Below are 15838 nucleotides of genomic sequence, written 5' to 3' on the forward strand. Positions count from 1 at the left end.
ATATCCCTGAAATCTACGTACTCAGAAACATTGTGATTAAACATCTTTTTTAGGTGCCAAGTATTTATTATAAAGTAAAAGACCAATAATTGTTGCAACCCCAATCATAGAGAACATAAACCAAAACAGGTCTGGACGTCCCATTTTTGTAATTAATCTCACATATGAAAATGCACCTAAAATACCAGCTATAAAACTACCTATTACACCATAAAGGAAAGAATATCCAAGGTAAAGGGCTTTATTTTCTTCAGGCGCAATCAATCCAATATAGGAAATGAACTTTGGGTGAGCCGTCATCTCACCAATAGAAAATACCACCAATCCCATTAAGAAGACCCATGCTTGTGTTGACAATGCAATAATTCCCATTCCAATTGTTCCAAATGTAATACCAATAATTATGGTTGGCAGTGCCTTTTTGTTTTTTACAATATTTGATATAACAAGTTGGAGTAGAATTATTGTTCCTGCTGAAATTACTGTAACGTGTTCAGCATCAAAAGCCCATTGAGGGTTCTCTTTAAATATAGATAGGAATGAATTAACTACATTATTCACAGGAGCCATATCAATATACTCCTTTAAATACCAAAGTACAGCATCAAACATCTGAAAATACATTACCCAAAAGCCGGAATAAATTAGAATCATAAGGAAAAATCGGTAATCCTTTAAAACCAATACCATTCCTTTAAAAACATCTATGATTGATTTTGAGGTTGTGGCTCTTTGAGGCTCTTTGAAAATAAAGATATTTAAGATGAGCATTGAACCAGTAAATGCTGATGCCATAAGAAATATATAAGACCAGCCAATATTCTTAAGGAATGGGATTAAAATTAACGGAAAAAGAAATGCTCCAAGGTTGATAGACCAGTAATAAATTCCAAAACCTAAAGCGGAATTACTTTGATCTGTTGATCGGGCAATTGTTCCAGATATTATAGGTTTAAAGGTTCCTGCTCCAGTTACCATAAGCAGTAGGCTAAGAAAAACGGCAAAATAGGATGTGCTAATACTGGTACAGAAATACCCTAAACTCATTACAATAAAGGCAAACATTAAGGTTTTTCGGTAGCCAAATTGATCCGCAATTGCCCCTGATAGTATAGGTAGAAAGTAGAGTAATGGTGTAATAACACTTTTAATAACACCTACACCCTCTTTCGAAAAGCCTAATCCTCCCTGATTTGTATCCAAAATTAAATAAACTGAAAGAACTGACATCACACCATAATAGGAACCCCTTTCAAAGAATTCCATTACAATTACTGTCCAAAAGTTCTTTGGAAATGACTTATAAACATTAGTTTTAGCAGATTTAACTTCCATAGTTTTTATCATCAGGATTGATTATCTAAATATAAAAACAGCCATTCATTAAAGAACAGCTGTTTTTTTTGAATAAAAAAATATCTTATAAAATTAACTCTTTTTGTTCAGACTTTTCTCGGCTTCTTTCAGTGCTTTTTCGGCTTCTTTTTTTGCATCCTTAGCTTTATTTAGAGCCTCTTTTCCTTTTATTTTCAATTTATTACCAGTTTCATACTTTTTAGTAGAAGCTTTGATTTTGTTATTTATCTCTTTAGAATCAGCTTTATACTTAGTATCTAATGTTTTTAATTCAGCTTTTGCTTGTGTAACTGTCTCTTTATCCTTAGATCTCAGCTGTTTTTCAAGAGGTTTAGTGTTCGAGAAATACTCTTTATCAAGCGATTTAAGTTCACTCTCTAAAGACTTAAGTTCACCTTCAGCTTCTTTTGACATTTCCTGCCCAACTTGAATAAGGCTATCAGCAGAGACTACTTTAGCATCAGCCTTATCAAATTTTAATTTTGCTGCATCAACCTTATCTTGAAGTTTCTTTACTTTAGGATCATCTTGAGCAAAACTAAGGTTTACAGATACTAGGAATAGAAGTATCATGGATATTTTTAGACTTCGGAGTATAAGTTTGTTCATAATGGTTTTTTTTAAGATTAAACTGGATAGTTGTACGTTGATTTTTTCAAGTTGTTGGGTAAATTTAGTAAAAAGATACCCACTTTACTTTAGTGGGTATCTTTTTCTTTATTTTTTCACAAACATAAATTCGCCACCTTCATCGCCAGTATCCTTAATATCACCATACATAGGTGTAACAGGGCTTCCATTCATTACATCAGTTTTAAAACTGCTGAAAAGTTCTTCTGCAGTAAGATAATCTTTGGTATTTTCATTCAACCTTTTAACAAGGTACTCAAGAAATAAACTCTTATCGGGAACAACTGTTAGTGCTCCACTCGTCATCGCCTGTCGACTGGGATTATCATAAAGTTTGTTCTTTGCAGCTGAGGTTTCCTCAAATGTTTTACGATTTCTAAAAATACTACCACCAAAGCAAGCATCAGTGATTAAAAGGGTGTGTTTTGACTTTATTGCTGCAACATAATCCTTTATCTGGCTATTTGCGAGCCAATTTGATGTGGTATTGGATTTTGAATCCACAGGAAGCCAGTACCCAAAATCAGTTTGCTGATCCCAGTAGCCATGTCCAGCATAGAAAACAAGAATGTTGTCGTTCTTAGTTACTTTACGGGTTAACCGATCTAATTCGTTGATTATTTGCTCTCTAGTTGGGTTTTTTATAAATGTCACATCTTCTTGATTAAAGGTGTAACGGGTTGTTAATGCTAAGGAAAGTTTTGCAGCATCGCTAATCGGTTGATCAAGAGTTGGAATTTGAGGATCCTGATAATCATTTGCACCAAGGATAAGAGCATAGTATTTTGGTGCTCTCTTCTCAGTATTGTTAAAAAGAAGATCTAACTCTTCAGCTTCCCCTTTTGCAGTTGCACCAGAAGTAGATTTTCTAAGGACAAAAAATTTCTTCTCAACGCTATTTTGCCTTACATCCAATGCTCTAATTGCAATTTCGTTTTTTCCTACGGAAAGAGAAACAATTGCTTCAAAGGTTCCATCGGAACTTAACTTTGCTTCAAGACCGTTTATAACAACCTCGTATAAACCACTTTCATCAGCGGCCTTCCCTTTAACTGTTATATTCGATTCAGTAGTTGCAAATTCCTCACCAGTACTTAATGCTCTTAAGCGTTTATCGTGCATTCCACTTGATAATTGACCATAAGGACGACCACGAGTTGCTTCTTTCCCTGAAAGAACAACATTTTCTGGGCTTGTAACAGTAAGTACAGGAGGGTTTTTATCTACAACCTCAACTTTTTTAATGGTAAGATGTGATGGACTTGATGCAGCTTCAAGTTTCTTTGAAACTTCAACTTTCATTCCAAGAGTTTTTACTGCAGTAATTGGTAAATCTTGGAACTTTACTTTTCCTATTTTGAGATCTAGTCCATAACCATCATAAGTAATAAGCTCAATACCAAGATCGAGTTTCATGGCTCGGTTCAAATCTTCTGGAACTCTATCAAAAGTAAAAACTGCTTTTACCGTCTCACCGTTCTTTAAAGTTTTTGTTGGGGTTGAGTAGCGTTCATTTCCTTGAACATCACCTAAAGTACCTCGCTGTGCATCGTATTTTTGCTTTTTAAAGTCAGTGATTGTAATTAACCCATTAATCATTTTCAGATCACGGGTTGGACCATTGTTGGTAATAGTAAGCATCATCTCTAAACTATTTTTATTCAGATGATGTAAACTTTCAATTTTGAAATTTACCTTACCAACCTCATCTTGTGTAGGAAGTGTTGATTTTGTGTCGGCGGTTAGTTTAAACATAACATCTCCGTCGAGTTCTTTCATGTCCTTCAGAACATCCCAGATGATGATTTGATTTCTTCCACCAGGAACGTTAGCCCCTACGTTACCCGAAACGCTTTTCATTGGCAAAAAAGTTTTGCCAGCGTCAAGAGAATAATAAGGTGTTACGTTGAACATTTGTCCAAGGCTTTCACCTGAAATTGCATACTCAAGGTTAACTTTTTCGCCAAATTGTTTTGCTGAAATGTTAGTGAAATCTTGAGCTAATGCGGAAATTGCACTAAGCAATATTACCGCCATTACTGATAAGATTGTTCTAAATCTTTTGCTCATATTTTAAAGTTTTATAGGTTCTGAAAATATAGTTTATTATTTGGGAGTAAATATTTCGTTTATGTTTAAATCAAGTTTCATAGTGTCCCTCTCAAATACAATGCCATTTAATTTTAGCTGGGCAAGGTAAGAAACGGTTTCGCGTGTAAGGTTAGATGTTGACGGGTTATATTTTTCTCCTAGGTTTTTGATTCTAGTTTTGGTTTGTTGTGTGGAGAGAGTCAAGTTGCGAAGAAGTTCCCGGGTAAATTTGCTCCACAGTCCATTATAGCTGATTAGAGGAGGAATATTTTTATCCTCAGTGGGAGCTGTATATTTATAAATATAAACCGGGAATTCAATTTTGTTGTTTAAATATTCAGAGTTGGATAGAAACTTATTTCCTTTCTCGCGATATAGATAATGTGCTGATTGAGTTACATTTTCTGATTGACGCAATGCCGATAATAGTTCATACTCAGCCTGAACTTCAAAAGCATCGGCAACTTGTGCTTCAATATAAAGTACTGAACCCACCACTGAAAGTATATTATTACTTTCAGTCTTTAATTCCTTAGGTTCATATTTAATAAGTATCATCGATTCGTTATAGCGTGTCATGTGGCTATCCAAGACAGCAAAAGAAGCATCATCAATTTTTGATGCCGAGGAAACTTTAAAGTAAGTATCGTATCGTTGCCGAAAATCGGAATACCTGCCTGACTGCTTATCGGAAGTGTATACATCCCTAAAATATTGAAGTTTAGCATTAAGATATATCCCTGCCATTGCTTTAGCTCTATGAATGGCCATTTCTTTTGCTTGAGCCGATTCCATATCGGGATCGGAAATTCCAACAGCGTAAATGCAATTCATAGCACTCTGCGGTGGTGTAAAAAACCAAGTAGGTAGTGTATCTGGGTAGAAGCTTAGTTTTGTCAAATTTTTAAACTTATTTGACGATCTGTTTTGAGATTCACTGGTCTCTTTTAAAAAAGTTTTCTCAAAATTATTTTTCTCTTGACTTTTGGAATTGCTTGGAATAATGACAATTGCAATAAGAAAAAGGATGCTGTAAAGGTAAAGTTTTATCATAGTATTAAAAGCTCTTATCTAGGTAAAAATAGGAAATAAAAAGCATTCCATTACCAAACTATATTATCCATTTTTGATGTAAGGTCGATAATGATATGTGAGAGCTGCATTATCAATTGTAAACCAATTAGAATAGATATAGAGACTATCGGGATATCATCAATAATAAAAATGAAGGCTACCCATTGAGAGTAGCCTTCACCTTATAATCTAGAACCTGTTCTTTACAGGTTATTTGAAATAGTTACTATTTAAGAAGAACCTTTTGAGTGTAAACCTTTTTCCCAACCACTACCTTAACGATATATGTACCAGAAATAAAGTTTCCTTCAATTTTATTTAATCCTTGAATTAGATTAACTGTTGAATGAACTTGCGCTCCAAGTATGTTGAAAATACCAAGTTGAGCAGCTCCTTCAAGTACGGGGATTTCTACAAAAATATCCGTAGTATTAGAGTAAATCATTATCGAGTTCAAATCATTAGGATCTACACCAGTACCAGGTGTAATCTGTAGTGTAGCATTTTGAGTTCCCTGATAATTAGGTTCATTAACTGTAACAACAACTGCATAATTACCAGTATTGGTTGGTGCTGTAACAGAACCATCGTAGGTAACGGTATAGTTAAGGTTAGCAGGAACTGTAGTAACAGTAACTGTTTTTGCTGTACCATTATATACCTGAGTTGTATTGGTAATTGTAATGGTAGCTGTAGCCTTACTAATAGTCAATGAACCATTCTGAGTTCCCTGATAGTTAGCATCATTAATAGTAGCCACAACAGCGTAAGTACCAGCATTGGTTGGAGCAGTTGCTGAACCATCATAAGTAACATCAACAGTCAAATCTACTGGGGTGGTAGCGGTAGTTACTGGTTTTGCTGAACCATCGTAGGTTTGGGTGGTGTTTGTGATGTTAATTGTAGCAGTAGCTTTGGTAATAGTAAAATCACCGGCAACATAGCTAAAAGAATAATTTTCATCAACCCCACCAGAAACTGTAATAGCATCAGTATATACTCCAACAACGGTGGTTGCATCGATTGTTGTGTTGGCAGTAGGTTCAGTTGTTAGAACAGAGGCAGTTTCATTATTTACAAAACCGCTATACTGGAATGTTAAAGTTGGATTAACAGTTCCATAAACCTTTGTTTGATCATCAGCAGTAATAGTTAAAGGTGCCTTAGTTACAGTAAAGTTGCCATCAACATAGGTGAAAGTGTAGTTATTGGAAACAGCACCAGAAACTGTTATTGCTCCATTATAAGTACCTACAACGGTGGTTGCATCGACACTAGTAATTGCTGTTGGAGCAGTTGAAAGAACAGCTTCAGTTTCACTATTAACAAATCCGCTATAGTGGAAAGTTAATGTTGGGTTAGTTGCACCATAAGTTTTTGTTTGGTTATCGGCAGTAATAGTTAGTTCTGCTTTACTTATGGTTAACGAACCACTTTGAGTCCCCTGATAGTTAGCATCATTAATAGTAGCAACTACAGCATATGTACTGGCATTGGTTGGAACAGTTGTTGAGCCATCATAGGTAACATTAACAGTCAAACCTAAAGGAGTAGTTACGGTTGTAACAGGTTTTGCTAAACCATCGTAGGTTTGGGTGGTATTGCTAATATTAATAGTTGCAGTAGCCTTTGAAACAGTTAATGTTTGAGAAACGCTATTTGCAGGTGCATAGTTAGCATCACCCGCTTGCGATGCTTTAATTGTAGTAGAACCAGCACCAACAATATGAATTGTACTACCCGTAACAGTAGCTACAGCAGTATTTGAACTTGTGTAAGTTACAGTTAGTGGAGAGGTAGTAGTTGCCCCTGCATCAAAATCGGCATCACCATAAACCTTTGCAGGTAGAGCATTAAAGGTGATTGTTTGAAGCGATGGGTAAGCATTTGCTCTATACATTAACCTTGCATTATTGCCAAACTCACTTGGAATTCCACCACCTACAGGAATTTTAAAGAATGCTCCACTTCTTGATGGGTTTTCTGCTTGATATGAACCAAAGTAGCCACCAGCGCATGATAGACCAACATAATAATCAGCATTAGTAATAGAAGGTGGTGTAAGAATTGTAAATGTAACCCAGGTACCTAAATTGCCTGCCGCAACAGTAAATGGATTTGATTGTCCAATTATTGCTCCGCTAGCATCCATTACATAGGCAGTTGTAGTAAGACCTGTCATTACAGCATTGTTCAAAATCATTGCATCAACTGAAGCAATGTAGGCAGTACCTGTAACATGATATTTACATGCTCCAATAAAACTTCCTGAGTAAGCACTTGAAGCAGTACTGGCAGGATCTGAATAACTGTATGTTCCAGTGGTTACTGTTTGATTAATTGATTTTGTATTATTGGTGTTTATATCATCAGAAGGAATAGAAACAGTAATAACATTTGCACCAGTAACACTAGGTGTGAAAGAAGCAAAACTTACCACTTTTACTTCACCTGGATTAATTGTTGGTATATTTACTACAGCAGGGCTAAAAGTATTTGCTCCTGTGATGTTTAAGGTAACATCAATATTTGTTTGAACTGAAGTACCCTCATTGGAGATAGCTGCAGAAACAATGTGAGGAGCACCGTAGTTTAATGGCAACTGAGCCATAGTATAAACCTCTTTAACAGATATGTCATTAGCCTGACGAGGTGTAAATCTATACTTTAAACCAGCAGTAGGGACAGGTGAAAGTCTTATATTGAATGCGTTTCCAGTATAATTACCATCTAAAAATGAACCAGCAGTCCAAGCACTTGTTGAGCCCTTGGTAATACATACTGTATTTTCAGCTCCAATTGAGAATCCTCTTAATCCAACTGCTACTGTTTTAAATGTTGATGCATTTGCTGTTGGAGTAAAGGTTCCATAAACAAACTCAATAACATTTGTAGTTTCGTAGAGTTTTATTTGGAAAGATAAGTTTGAGTACTGAACGGGTCCACCAGTCTTAACCTTATCGCTTAAATTTTTAAACTGAACAGTGGTTATTCGATTTGGAGTGGTACCTTCGGTATACACCCTGAATTCAGGAGTTCCTGTACCAGCAGTTAAATCGTGATTGAATGGACTAATAAAGTTTATATCATCCAAACTTGTACTATTGAATACACCTCCAACCATTCCACTATATGTAGAATAGAACAAAGCAGCCGTTGAAGGTGGTGTATCTCCCAGTTTAATGAAACCATTGGTGTTTAAAATAAACTTACTAAAAGTACCACAGTTAAAGTTAAATGGGAAACCTATATCAATAGCCGATGAGTTTGCATTATCGTTATTGGCAACTGTAATAGCAGAACCATCTGTACCTAGGTCTGTATATGCGCCACCAGTTACTATTTGTGATAATGTAGATGCAAATGACATTTTATCACAACCAGCTGTGGGAGTAAATGATAGATCGTTACCATATACTGTTCCGTAGCTGTTTGTAGCATAAGTTCTTACATAATAAGTTGCAAGTTTACTTAGGGTAATTGCCTGTTGGAAAGTACCTACACCAGCACCAACAGCAATATGGTTATCAGCCAAAGTTGCTTTACCCGCTGTATTCCAAACAAATCCTCTTTCGGTAACTACATCGCCACCATCAGATGTTACCTCGCCACCAATTGTTGCAGCAAGAATATTTATATTTGTTATGGTTCTGGTTACTACAGATGGAGTACCAAGTGTTGCTGCTGTTCCAACTAATGAAGGAACTTTATAACAGTTAGTTGCAGAATACTCATATATTGCGAAATAGTATGTTTTTGCAGCATTTAATCCAGTTATATTATTTGTTGTTCCTGTTCCTACATAAGCTAGAATATTACCAGTACCTAGATCTGTTCCAACCAGTGAGGTGTAATCAGTTCCATTTACAGGTGAAAAATCAACTGGAGTATCTTGTTTATAAACAACTATTACACCAGCACCGTTACCACGAGTCCAATTTGCGGTTAACGATGTTAAAGCAAGAGCACTTGCATTAAAATCTTTTGCTTGCAATGTTGGGGTTACACACGAAGGTTCAGATACTGCAACATCATCAATATAAAGATTATCGCCAAAATTATTAAACGATTCGAATTTAATCATAACGCTGCTTCCAACATATGGGGTTAGGTCGATGCTCTCCAATCGCCACTCATTAGCAGTAGCGGGGGTCATCCCTAAGCTTGGGTCATAATTGGTTGTAGTTTGAAGTTCCGAACCCTCTTTATAATAAACCTTTGTAAAGGTTGCACCACTGTTAGTTGAAACGTAAACACCTAATCCATCGGCAGCTGTCATATGGTAAGCAACCTTAAAGGTAAGGGTTGGTTGAGTTGCACCTGATAAATCAATTTTCGGGGTTACCAATCCATCAAGTTGACCAGTAGCAGTATAATTCCAACAATCCATCTTAGCGGCTTTTGTACTAGCACCATTCCCAGCAATTGCGGCTTGAGCCCAAGTTGTAGAATTATCAGGGTTAAGAATTGTCCAATTGGTTGGTGGGAATGTTCCTTCAAAATCTTCGGTAAATGGCATTGTAGCTAAAGCAACTGGGAAGTTAATTATAGATTTGCTGTAGACATCATTGTCTGTGTTTCCATCACCTGTAACAGTTACAGTTGATTTAATTGTGTATGAACCCACTACTGACAAATCTGCTGTTGCAGTAAAGGTGTAAGGCGCAGAAGCTCCTGCTGCAATTGTGATGTTAAATGTTTCTGAAACAGGGGTCAAAGCATTAATCTGAAAACTTACCGATCCTGTTGTAATATCAGTTGTTGCATTATTTTTGATTACAACTGTAATTGTCTCTGTACTTGTTAAACCACATGTGTTACCTGCTGGGGCTGTAATTCCGGTTATGGTTGCATCGGTCGTAGGCATATTCTGCATAAAATCAAAAGAAACTACTCCTAAGTTTTCTGCAATATTTACTATCGGTTTCCAAGTACTTTTCCCTGCCCATGACTTTGAGTTAGGGGTAGTTAAATCAGTAAATGAGGTTACGTTAGCTGTTCCTGGGAATGGATCTCCAGTAACAGTTGCTGCCGTTTGAATATTATCAGCTTCAACAAGATCAACGCCTTGATGGGTTGGATCATCATTAACCCCGCGATGAGAAGCATTCCAATTATCATCAATATGCCATATTACCATACCATGACCTGGAATATATTGATCCCACAAAGTTTTTTGACGATTTTCAATAAGAAAATACTCATTATCGGTGGTGCTGTTTACCCTGAAGAAGCTATTATTTGCAACTGATGAGTTTACTGTTTTACCAGTACCAGGGGTTGAAATTACAGTTGGGCTTGACCATCCAAGGAAAGTTTTACACCATACTGACAGACTTGAAGGAGTAATACCATTATTATTCCATGAACCACCAGCCATTAAATCCCAGTTACCAGCATCGAATGCGCCTGAATAGTCAATATCATATAAATCGGGTAGGCCAAGTGCATGGCCAAATTCATGGCAAATAACACCGATATTAGTCATTGCTGAGCCAGAAGAACCAGATAATTCAGGGTCAACGTTGTATGCATCAACTAAAACACCATTATAATTTCTTGCCAATGCTCCAAGACTCCATTTGTGCGACCAAAGAGTATTTGGAGAGGCACCAGCTTCCTCGCCATAACCAGAATGCACAACAATAACACCATCGCAAACACCATCACCATCGTTATCGAATTGAGAGAAGTCAATTCCATCGGCGTGAGCAGCATCAACTGCTTCCTGAACAAATTGTCTGGCATTAATATATTTACTAGTACCAACATTTGCACCGTATTTTGCCATTGTACCAGTTGCATGATATATTGGGGTAACCACTGTTTGTAAATGTAAGGTACCGTATGACATTGATTCATAGAAATCTTTAAAACTACCAGTTCCATTGTAGTTTTCCAGATTCATCATGTTTTCAAAATCAGTCTTTGTAAAAGCAAAAGGTTTATCTTGGAAATCCATCAAAATCATAAGAACCTTTCTTGTTCCGCCAGTTGGGAATGCTTCAAGAGGTCCGTCCGTTTTTGTAATAGACTCTCTTTCGGATTTAACGGTTTGCAATTGTTTTGAACTATACGATAAATCTTTCGATTTTGAAGATAGAAACGATTGTTCCATTCCAGTTCTCTTGGTTGGATCATTCGCTTTAATATCTGAACGAACTAAATTGCCATTTGAATCCTGTTCGGCATAGAAGTATGTTCCCTCTTCATCCTGAATAATGGTAAAACCATCAACGGTTTTTGCCCAATGCAAAGATTCATCCCCTTTTAGGAAGATGTTAATTGTTGAGCCATCAGGGTTTGTATATACTATTTTACCAGGATAAGCTGGGCAAAAGTAGATTCCTTGCCCAATTGTCGATGTTATATTGCTCGTTACATTCTTATCGGTTACAAAAGAAAAAACCGATAATAGAAACAACGCAAATAACCATTTTAGAGTAAAAATTTTCTTCATAATTAGGTTTTTAGGTTAGTAATTTCAAACGGGTCAATATAAAAAAAATATATATAAAGAAATTTTTATAGGTAGGTTTTGGGATTTTGATAGATTTATTCTATATTATGCATATTAGAACCTGATAATTAACAATATATATAATAGTACTTGGTGACTACTTTGTTATTAGTTATTCACTTTTATGAACAGTAAACCCAACCTTTTACAGTTGGGTTTACTGTTTGCTTCTTACATTGTTTAGCACGGATTACGTTTTGCTAACCAAGCGTTTTTGCAAGTTCCACGAAAAGAAATCTGCTGAAACAATCAAAGTACAGCTCATTTTCCGTATTATTATCGCAAAATGCGATTATTTTGCTTGTGGGTTGCTTCGTTGGGCTTAAAATTCCGCTTATCAGAGGAACAAGTTGTACTTAAGTTGACTCCATCCTAGCAGGCTGTAGCCTGTAAAGATATGTTCGACTAAGGTTGAACCTTAGATGAACCTTTTCAAACAGCCTCAACTTAAAGTGTTCAACAAAATCAAATCTACTGTAACTACCAAAGCACAGCCCTCTTTCCGTATAATTATCGCAAATTGCGATTATTTTACTTGTGGGTTGATTTGTTGGGCTTAGGCTTCCGCTTACCAACGGGGGAAGAACCTTAGCTGAACTTCTTCAAACAGAGCCTAATCAGGGAACGCTTAAAAAACCTGCTTTATCTCTAATTTCTCAATATTTGGAATTGTTTTTTTGATTTTTCAACGTAAATTGCACTGTAATATTCAAAGTAATTAGGCAGTTTAACAAAGTAAAGTAATTACCATGAACGTACAAGCCCAAAAAGCGATTATCATAGAGCAGTTTAAACAGGTTAACGATGTGAACCTGATTAACGCTATAAAGAATATACTCGATTATGCTTTGAAGAAAGAGAAGGAAAGCCTTGAAGTCCCCGAAGCTCACCAGAAGTTAGTGCTGGAACGCTTTGATAGAGTACGCAAGAACCCTGAAAGGCTTTTGGATTGGGACAAAGCCAAGAAAACGCTGAAAGCCTGATGAAGAGGTACAAAATAAAGATTGAGCCCGATGCCCTTACCGACATTCAGAAAATTACCGAATGGTACAACGAAAAACAAGCTGGACTTGGCGTAAGGTTTCAGGAAACAGTGGTTAAGCAGATGAATTCGCTGGGCAAAGAACCTCAAGTTTATGCCATTCGCTACAGGGAGATTCGTTGTGTTTTGATAAAGAAATTCCCCTACATGGTGCATTTTTATGTTAACGAAGAGAACGGTACGGTTGAAGTACTTGCTGTGATTAGCACCGATCGCAACCCCAAAATCTGGACAGAGAAAACCAACAGGCATTAAAAAACACAAACCCACACTCAAATAGGAGTGAAATTTGTATTCATTCCTTTCAGGCTTTTGCCTGAAATTCGTATAATGTATAAATTCATTTAACGGTTTTCCATTTCATATCAATCTCAATAATATCAAGAACATAATCGAGACCTGCATAGTTCCTTGCGCTTGAATAAAGGTAATCTTCTGGCTTTGTAACGATACCCGCTCGCACAGGATTATCATGAATATATTCAAGTTTTTGTTCAATGAAATTCTGACTATAGATTATCTCTGCATGACTCTCATGTGTCCACACTTGGTTGGTCTGCTTATTCTTGAATTTTCCATGGTACTCAAAAACCATCTTCATCCACTCTCTACGGCTCTCAATGCCGTCATTTATTACCTCTAAAATTTTTTTGCTCGTGTAGTTCTTGAAATCTCTAATGATTCCGCTTAAATCATTGCGCTCGCTTTGTGCAAGTATATGTATGTGGTTCGACATAATTACGTAAGAGAAAAGGCTTAAGCCTTTATTCTGCTGGCAATACTTAAAGCTATCGATGGCAATATCACGGTAAATTTTCCTTGTAAATAAATCAACCCACCCAACAATTTGAAAAGTTAGATAGTAAAGACCATCCTTTTCAGCAATTTTATAACCTGTAGACATTTTTTGTAGTTTCTATTGCGAATTTACAAATTATACCATTATCAATTGCTTTTACAGTGGTTAATAATTTTGCTGACCTTGATCTCAGGTGCAGCCTACTATTCATAGAACGACGGCGACATGTAGCCGCCGCCGAACCCAATCAATCCTCGTTCGGCTTAGGCTGTGCCTAAGTCGGTTTTATCAAATCAGGCTGAAGCCTGTAAAGATATGTTCGACTAAGGTAGAACCTTAGCCGAACTTCTTGAAGTGACCTCAACTTAACTGTGGTGTGAAATCTGCAGTCACAACTCACTTTCCGTATTATTATCGAAAAATGCGATTATTTTACTTATGACCTGCTTCGTTTGGTTTAGGCTGCTTGCGTAAGTTGGCTTTATCCTATCAGGCATTAGCCTGCAAAGATATGTTCGACTAAGGTAGAACCTTAGCCGAACTTCTTTAAATAGCTTCAGCTTAACTGTGGTGTGAAATCTGCTGTAACAGCCAAGGCACAACTCACTTTCCGTATTATTATCGCAAAATGCGATTATTTTACTTGTGGTTTGATTTGTTTGTTTTTAGGCTGCTTGCGTAAGTTGGCTCTATCCTAGCAGGCTGTAGCCTGTAAAGATATGTTCGACTAAGGTAGAACCTTAGCCGAACTTCTTTAAACAGTCTCAGCTTAACGGGGGTAGAACCTTAGCCGAACTTCTTTAAATAGCCTCAGCCTAACGGGGATTATTCTGTCTATAGTCTAGAAGCCTAGTAAAGAAACTAGATTCAACCTCAATGCAACCAGAGGTTTTTAACTTATATTCTTGAGATATCAAGTCTCGATATTGTGAAGTATACATATTTGCCAATCGCCTCGGTATCATTTATCCAATTTCCATTAGAAAAAGTAATTGTTCCACAATCTATCATCACAGGCTGAATATTTTTAATTTGACCATAACAATTATAATACCCTCGAATGTTTTCTAATGAGACTATTCCTTTCTTATTGGATTTGTTTTCTTCCCAAAATGTTTCTTCAGGTAAATCCTTTTCTATAAAGTTAAAACAAACAGTTGCTGTTTCACCTTCCTCAAAATCACATGGATGACAAAATGCCCAAAATACTTTTCCGGATATTTCAAAAAGAATATCTGCTTCTTGACCTTCTCTGTCAATCCAATCAATTTTTTTAATTAATGCATTGTAATTCATCATCTTAATCCTAATTGAGTGACCGTTTTAATGTGAAAAGTAGAAATTAAAGTACCACCTTCTTTCATGCCAACAAAGCCAAATAGTGATTCACCTGTTCTTGCAGAATTACCCATGTAATAATAATAGCCATTCAGTTGAGAACTATATGTACCATTTCTAATAATCCAATTTGCATCACTTATATAATTTGCTAAATTATATGAAGCCTTTCCTGTGACTTGCATTATTTGGCTAGCATGCCTACCAAAGTGAATAACCGCTTCATCACCACCAAATTTAAAAACTTTGCTAGTCGCAAATAATAGTTTTCCTAATCTAGCGCCTCCCACTGCTACAAGTCCGACAACATCTCCGATAGGTAATTGAGCATCGGCCATGGCTGCAACTGTGAAAAAATCATCCGCTCGGGCAACAAGATCTTCCCAATCAATATTACTAAACCATCCATCCCCTCCTCCTGTGGGTGTAACTCCACCCTCAATTGAACAGGTCAAACTCATATATTTAAGATACTGTTCAGCGGTCATATTATTAGCAAAAGCTCCTCTGGCGTTTGCCTTGCTTTTGGCTTCAGTTTCACCCCAAGAATTAAAGTAATCGTTGTAATCACAACCAGCATTGAGCCCATCTATATCTGATTTATAATATGACATTCCAGTAGACCTTGACCACGATCCGCCAGACGTTGAATTCCCTAGTAAACCAATCGCAACAAGTGGATTCATTGCTAGCATTGTATTATTACGACCCGCATTGAGTAAAAAATTTTGTAAACCAAACGCTCTTTGAAAAGCAGAATAGGCTGGTGTTAACTCATAACAGCCATCTGCAAAGGCTGACTGCTGAATGTACCCCGTTGGATCGGTGAATGCTAGCGGGTTGTTTAGGCAGTAGGTATAACGGTTGTAACTCTGGGTATTGGTAGGTGATTGTACAAATGGATCGGGGCTTAAGAATCTTTGAAGGTAAGGGTCATACAACCTCCCATTCATATTAATTAAGCCAAATCCAGCCATGTGCTCATGGC

General features: G+C 36.7%; 10 protein-coding genes. 2 read left to right on the top strand and 8 right to left on the bottom strand.

Annotated elements, in window-relative coordinates; genetic code table 11:
- Positions 1–36: 36 nt before the first annotated feature.
- From HOO91_16665 to HOO91_16685, 5 genes are all read right to left on the bottom strand, one after another.
- Positions 37–1335 carry an MFS transporter gene (locus tag HOO91_16665; protein ID NOU19191.1) on the bottom strand — a complete coding sequence of 433 codons (1299 nt, stop codon included), beginning with the start codon at positions 1333–1335 and terminating at the stop codon, positions 37–39.
- 93 nt (positions 1336–1428) lie between these two features.
- Complete coding sequence (locus HOO91_16670; protein NOU19192.1) at positions 1429–1965, bottom strand: hypothetical protein; 537 nt, start codon at positions 1963–1965, stop codon at positions 1429–1431.
- 108 nt (positions 1966–2073) lie between these two features.
- The gene (locus HOO91_16675) at positions 2074–4056 is read right to left on the bottom strand and encodes a caspase family protein (protein ID NOU19193.1); all 1983 of its coding nucleotides are present in this window, start codon (positions 4054–4056) and stop codon (positions 2074–2076) included.
- Between the two features lie 36 nt (positions 4057–4092).
- Positions 4093–5130, bottom strand: coding sequence for a hypothetical protein (locus HOO91_16680; protein NOU19194.1), 1038 nt, complete (start codon positions 5128–5130; stop codon positions 4093–4095).
- Positions 5131–5377: 247 nt separating this feature from the next.
- Positions 5378–11611 (bottom strand): M6 family metalloprotease domain-containing protein, encoded by a 6234-nt coding sequence (locus HOO91_16685; GenBank protein NOU19195.1) that lies wholly within the window; start codon positions 11609–11611, stop codon positions 5378–5380.
- Positions 11612–12420: 809 nt separating this feature from the next.
- On the opposite strand from HOO91_16685, the gene HOO91_16690 reads away from it, so the two are divergent.
- Together HOO91_16690 and HOO91_16695 are read left to right on the top strand one after the other, a co-directional pair.
- The gene (locus HOO91_16690) at positions 12421–12654 is read left to right on the top strand and encodes a hypothetical protein (GenBank protein NOU19196.1); all 234 of its coding nucleotides are present in this window, start codon (positions 12421–12423) and stop codon (positions 12652–12654) included.
- Positions 12654–12968: a type II toxin-antitoxin system RelE/ParE family toxin gene (locus tag HOO91_16695; GenBank protein NOU19197.1), complete on the top strand. Its 315-nt coding sequence runs from the start codon at positions 12654–12656 to the stop codon at positions 12966–12968. Before HOO91_16690 ends, HOO91_16695 begins: the two co-directional genes overlap by 1 nt.
- Before the next feature lie 85 nt (positions 12969–13053).
- On the opposite strand, the gene HOO91_16700 is transcribed toward HOO91_16695, so the two are convergent.
- The 3 genes from HOO91_16700 to HOO91_16710 all read right to left on the bottom strand — a co-directional run.
- The gene (locus HOO91_16700) at positions 13054–13617 is read right to left on the bottom strand and encodes a transposase (GenBank protein ID NOU19198.1); all 564 of its coding nucleotides are present in this window, start codon (positions 13615–13617) and stop codon (positions 13054–13056) included.
- A 792-nt stretch (positions 13618–14409) separates the two neighbouring features.
- The gene (locus tag HOO91_16705) at positions 14410–14811 is read right to left on the bottom strand and encodes a hypothetical protein (protein ID NOU19199.1); all 402 of its coding nucleotides are present in this window, start codon (positions 14809–14811) and stop codon (positions 14410–14412) included.
- Positions 14808–15838 (bottom strand): RHS repeat-associated core domain-containing protein (locus HOO91_16710; protein NOU19200.1); only part of this gene is annotated, 1031 nt, incomplete at its 5' end. The genes HOO91_16705 and HOO91_16710, both read right to left, overlap by 4 nt.

The organism is Bacteroidales bacterium, from assembly GCA_013141385.1.
Classification (GTDB): domain Bacteria; phylum Bacteroidota; class Bacteroidia; order Bacteroidales; family Tenuifilaceae; genus UBA8529.

Excerpts from the sequence above, each read along its gene's own strand:
- HOO91_16665 (NOU19191.1), bottom strand. The coding sequence starts at position 1,335 with ATGGAAGTTAAATCTGCTAAAACTAATGTTTATAAGTCATTTCCAAAG.
- HOO91_16670 (NOU19192.1), bottom strand. The coding sequence starts at position 1,965 with ATGAACAAACTTATACTCCGAAGTCTAAAAATATCCATGATACTTCTA.
- HOO91_16675 (NOU19193.1), bottom strand. The coding sequence starts at position 4,056 with ATGAGCAAAAGATTTAGAACAATCTTATCAGTAATGGCGGTAATATTG.
- HOO91_16680 (NOU19194.1), bottom strand. The coding sequence starts at position 5,130 with ATGATAAAACTTTACCTTTACAGCATCCTTTTTCTTATTGCAATTGTC.
- HOO91_16685 (NOU19195.1), bottom strand. The coding sequence starts at position 11,611 with ATGAAGAAAATTTTTACTCTAAAATGGTTATTTGCGTTGTTTCTATTA.
- HOO91_16690 (NOU19196.1), top strand. The coding sequence starts at position 12,421 with ATGAACGTACAAGCCCAAAAAGCGATTATCATAGAGCAGTTTAAACAG.
- HOO91_16695 (NOU19197.1), top strand. The coding sequence starts at position 12,654 with ATGAAGAGGTACAAAATAAAGATTGAGCCCGATGCCCTTACCGACATT.
- HOO91_16700 (NOU19198.1), bottom strand. The coding sequence starts at position 13,617 with ATGTCTACAGGTTATAAAATTGCTGAAAAGGATGGTCTTTACTATCTA.
- HOO91_16705 (NOU19199.1), bottom strand. The coding sequence starts at position 14,811 with ATGATGAATTACAATGCATTAATTAAAAAAATTGATTGGATTGACAGA.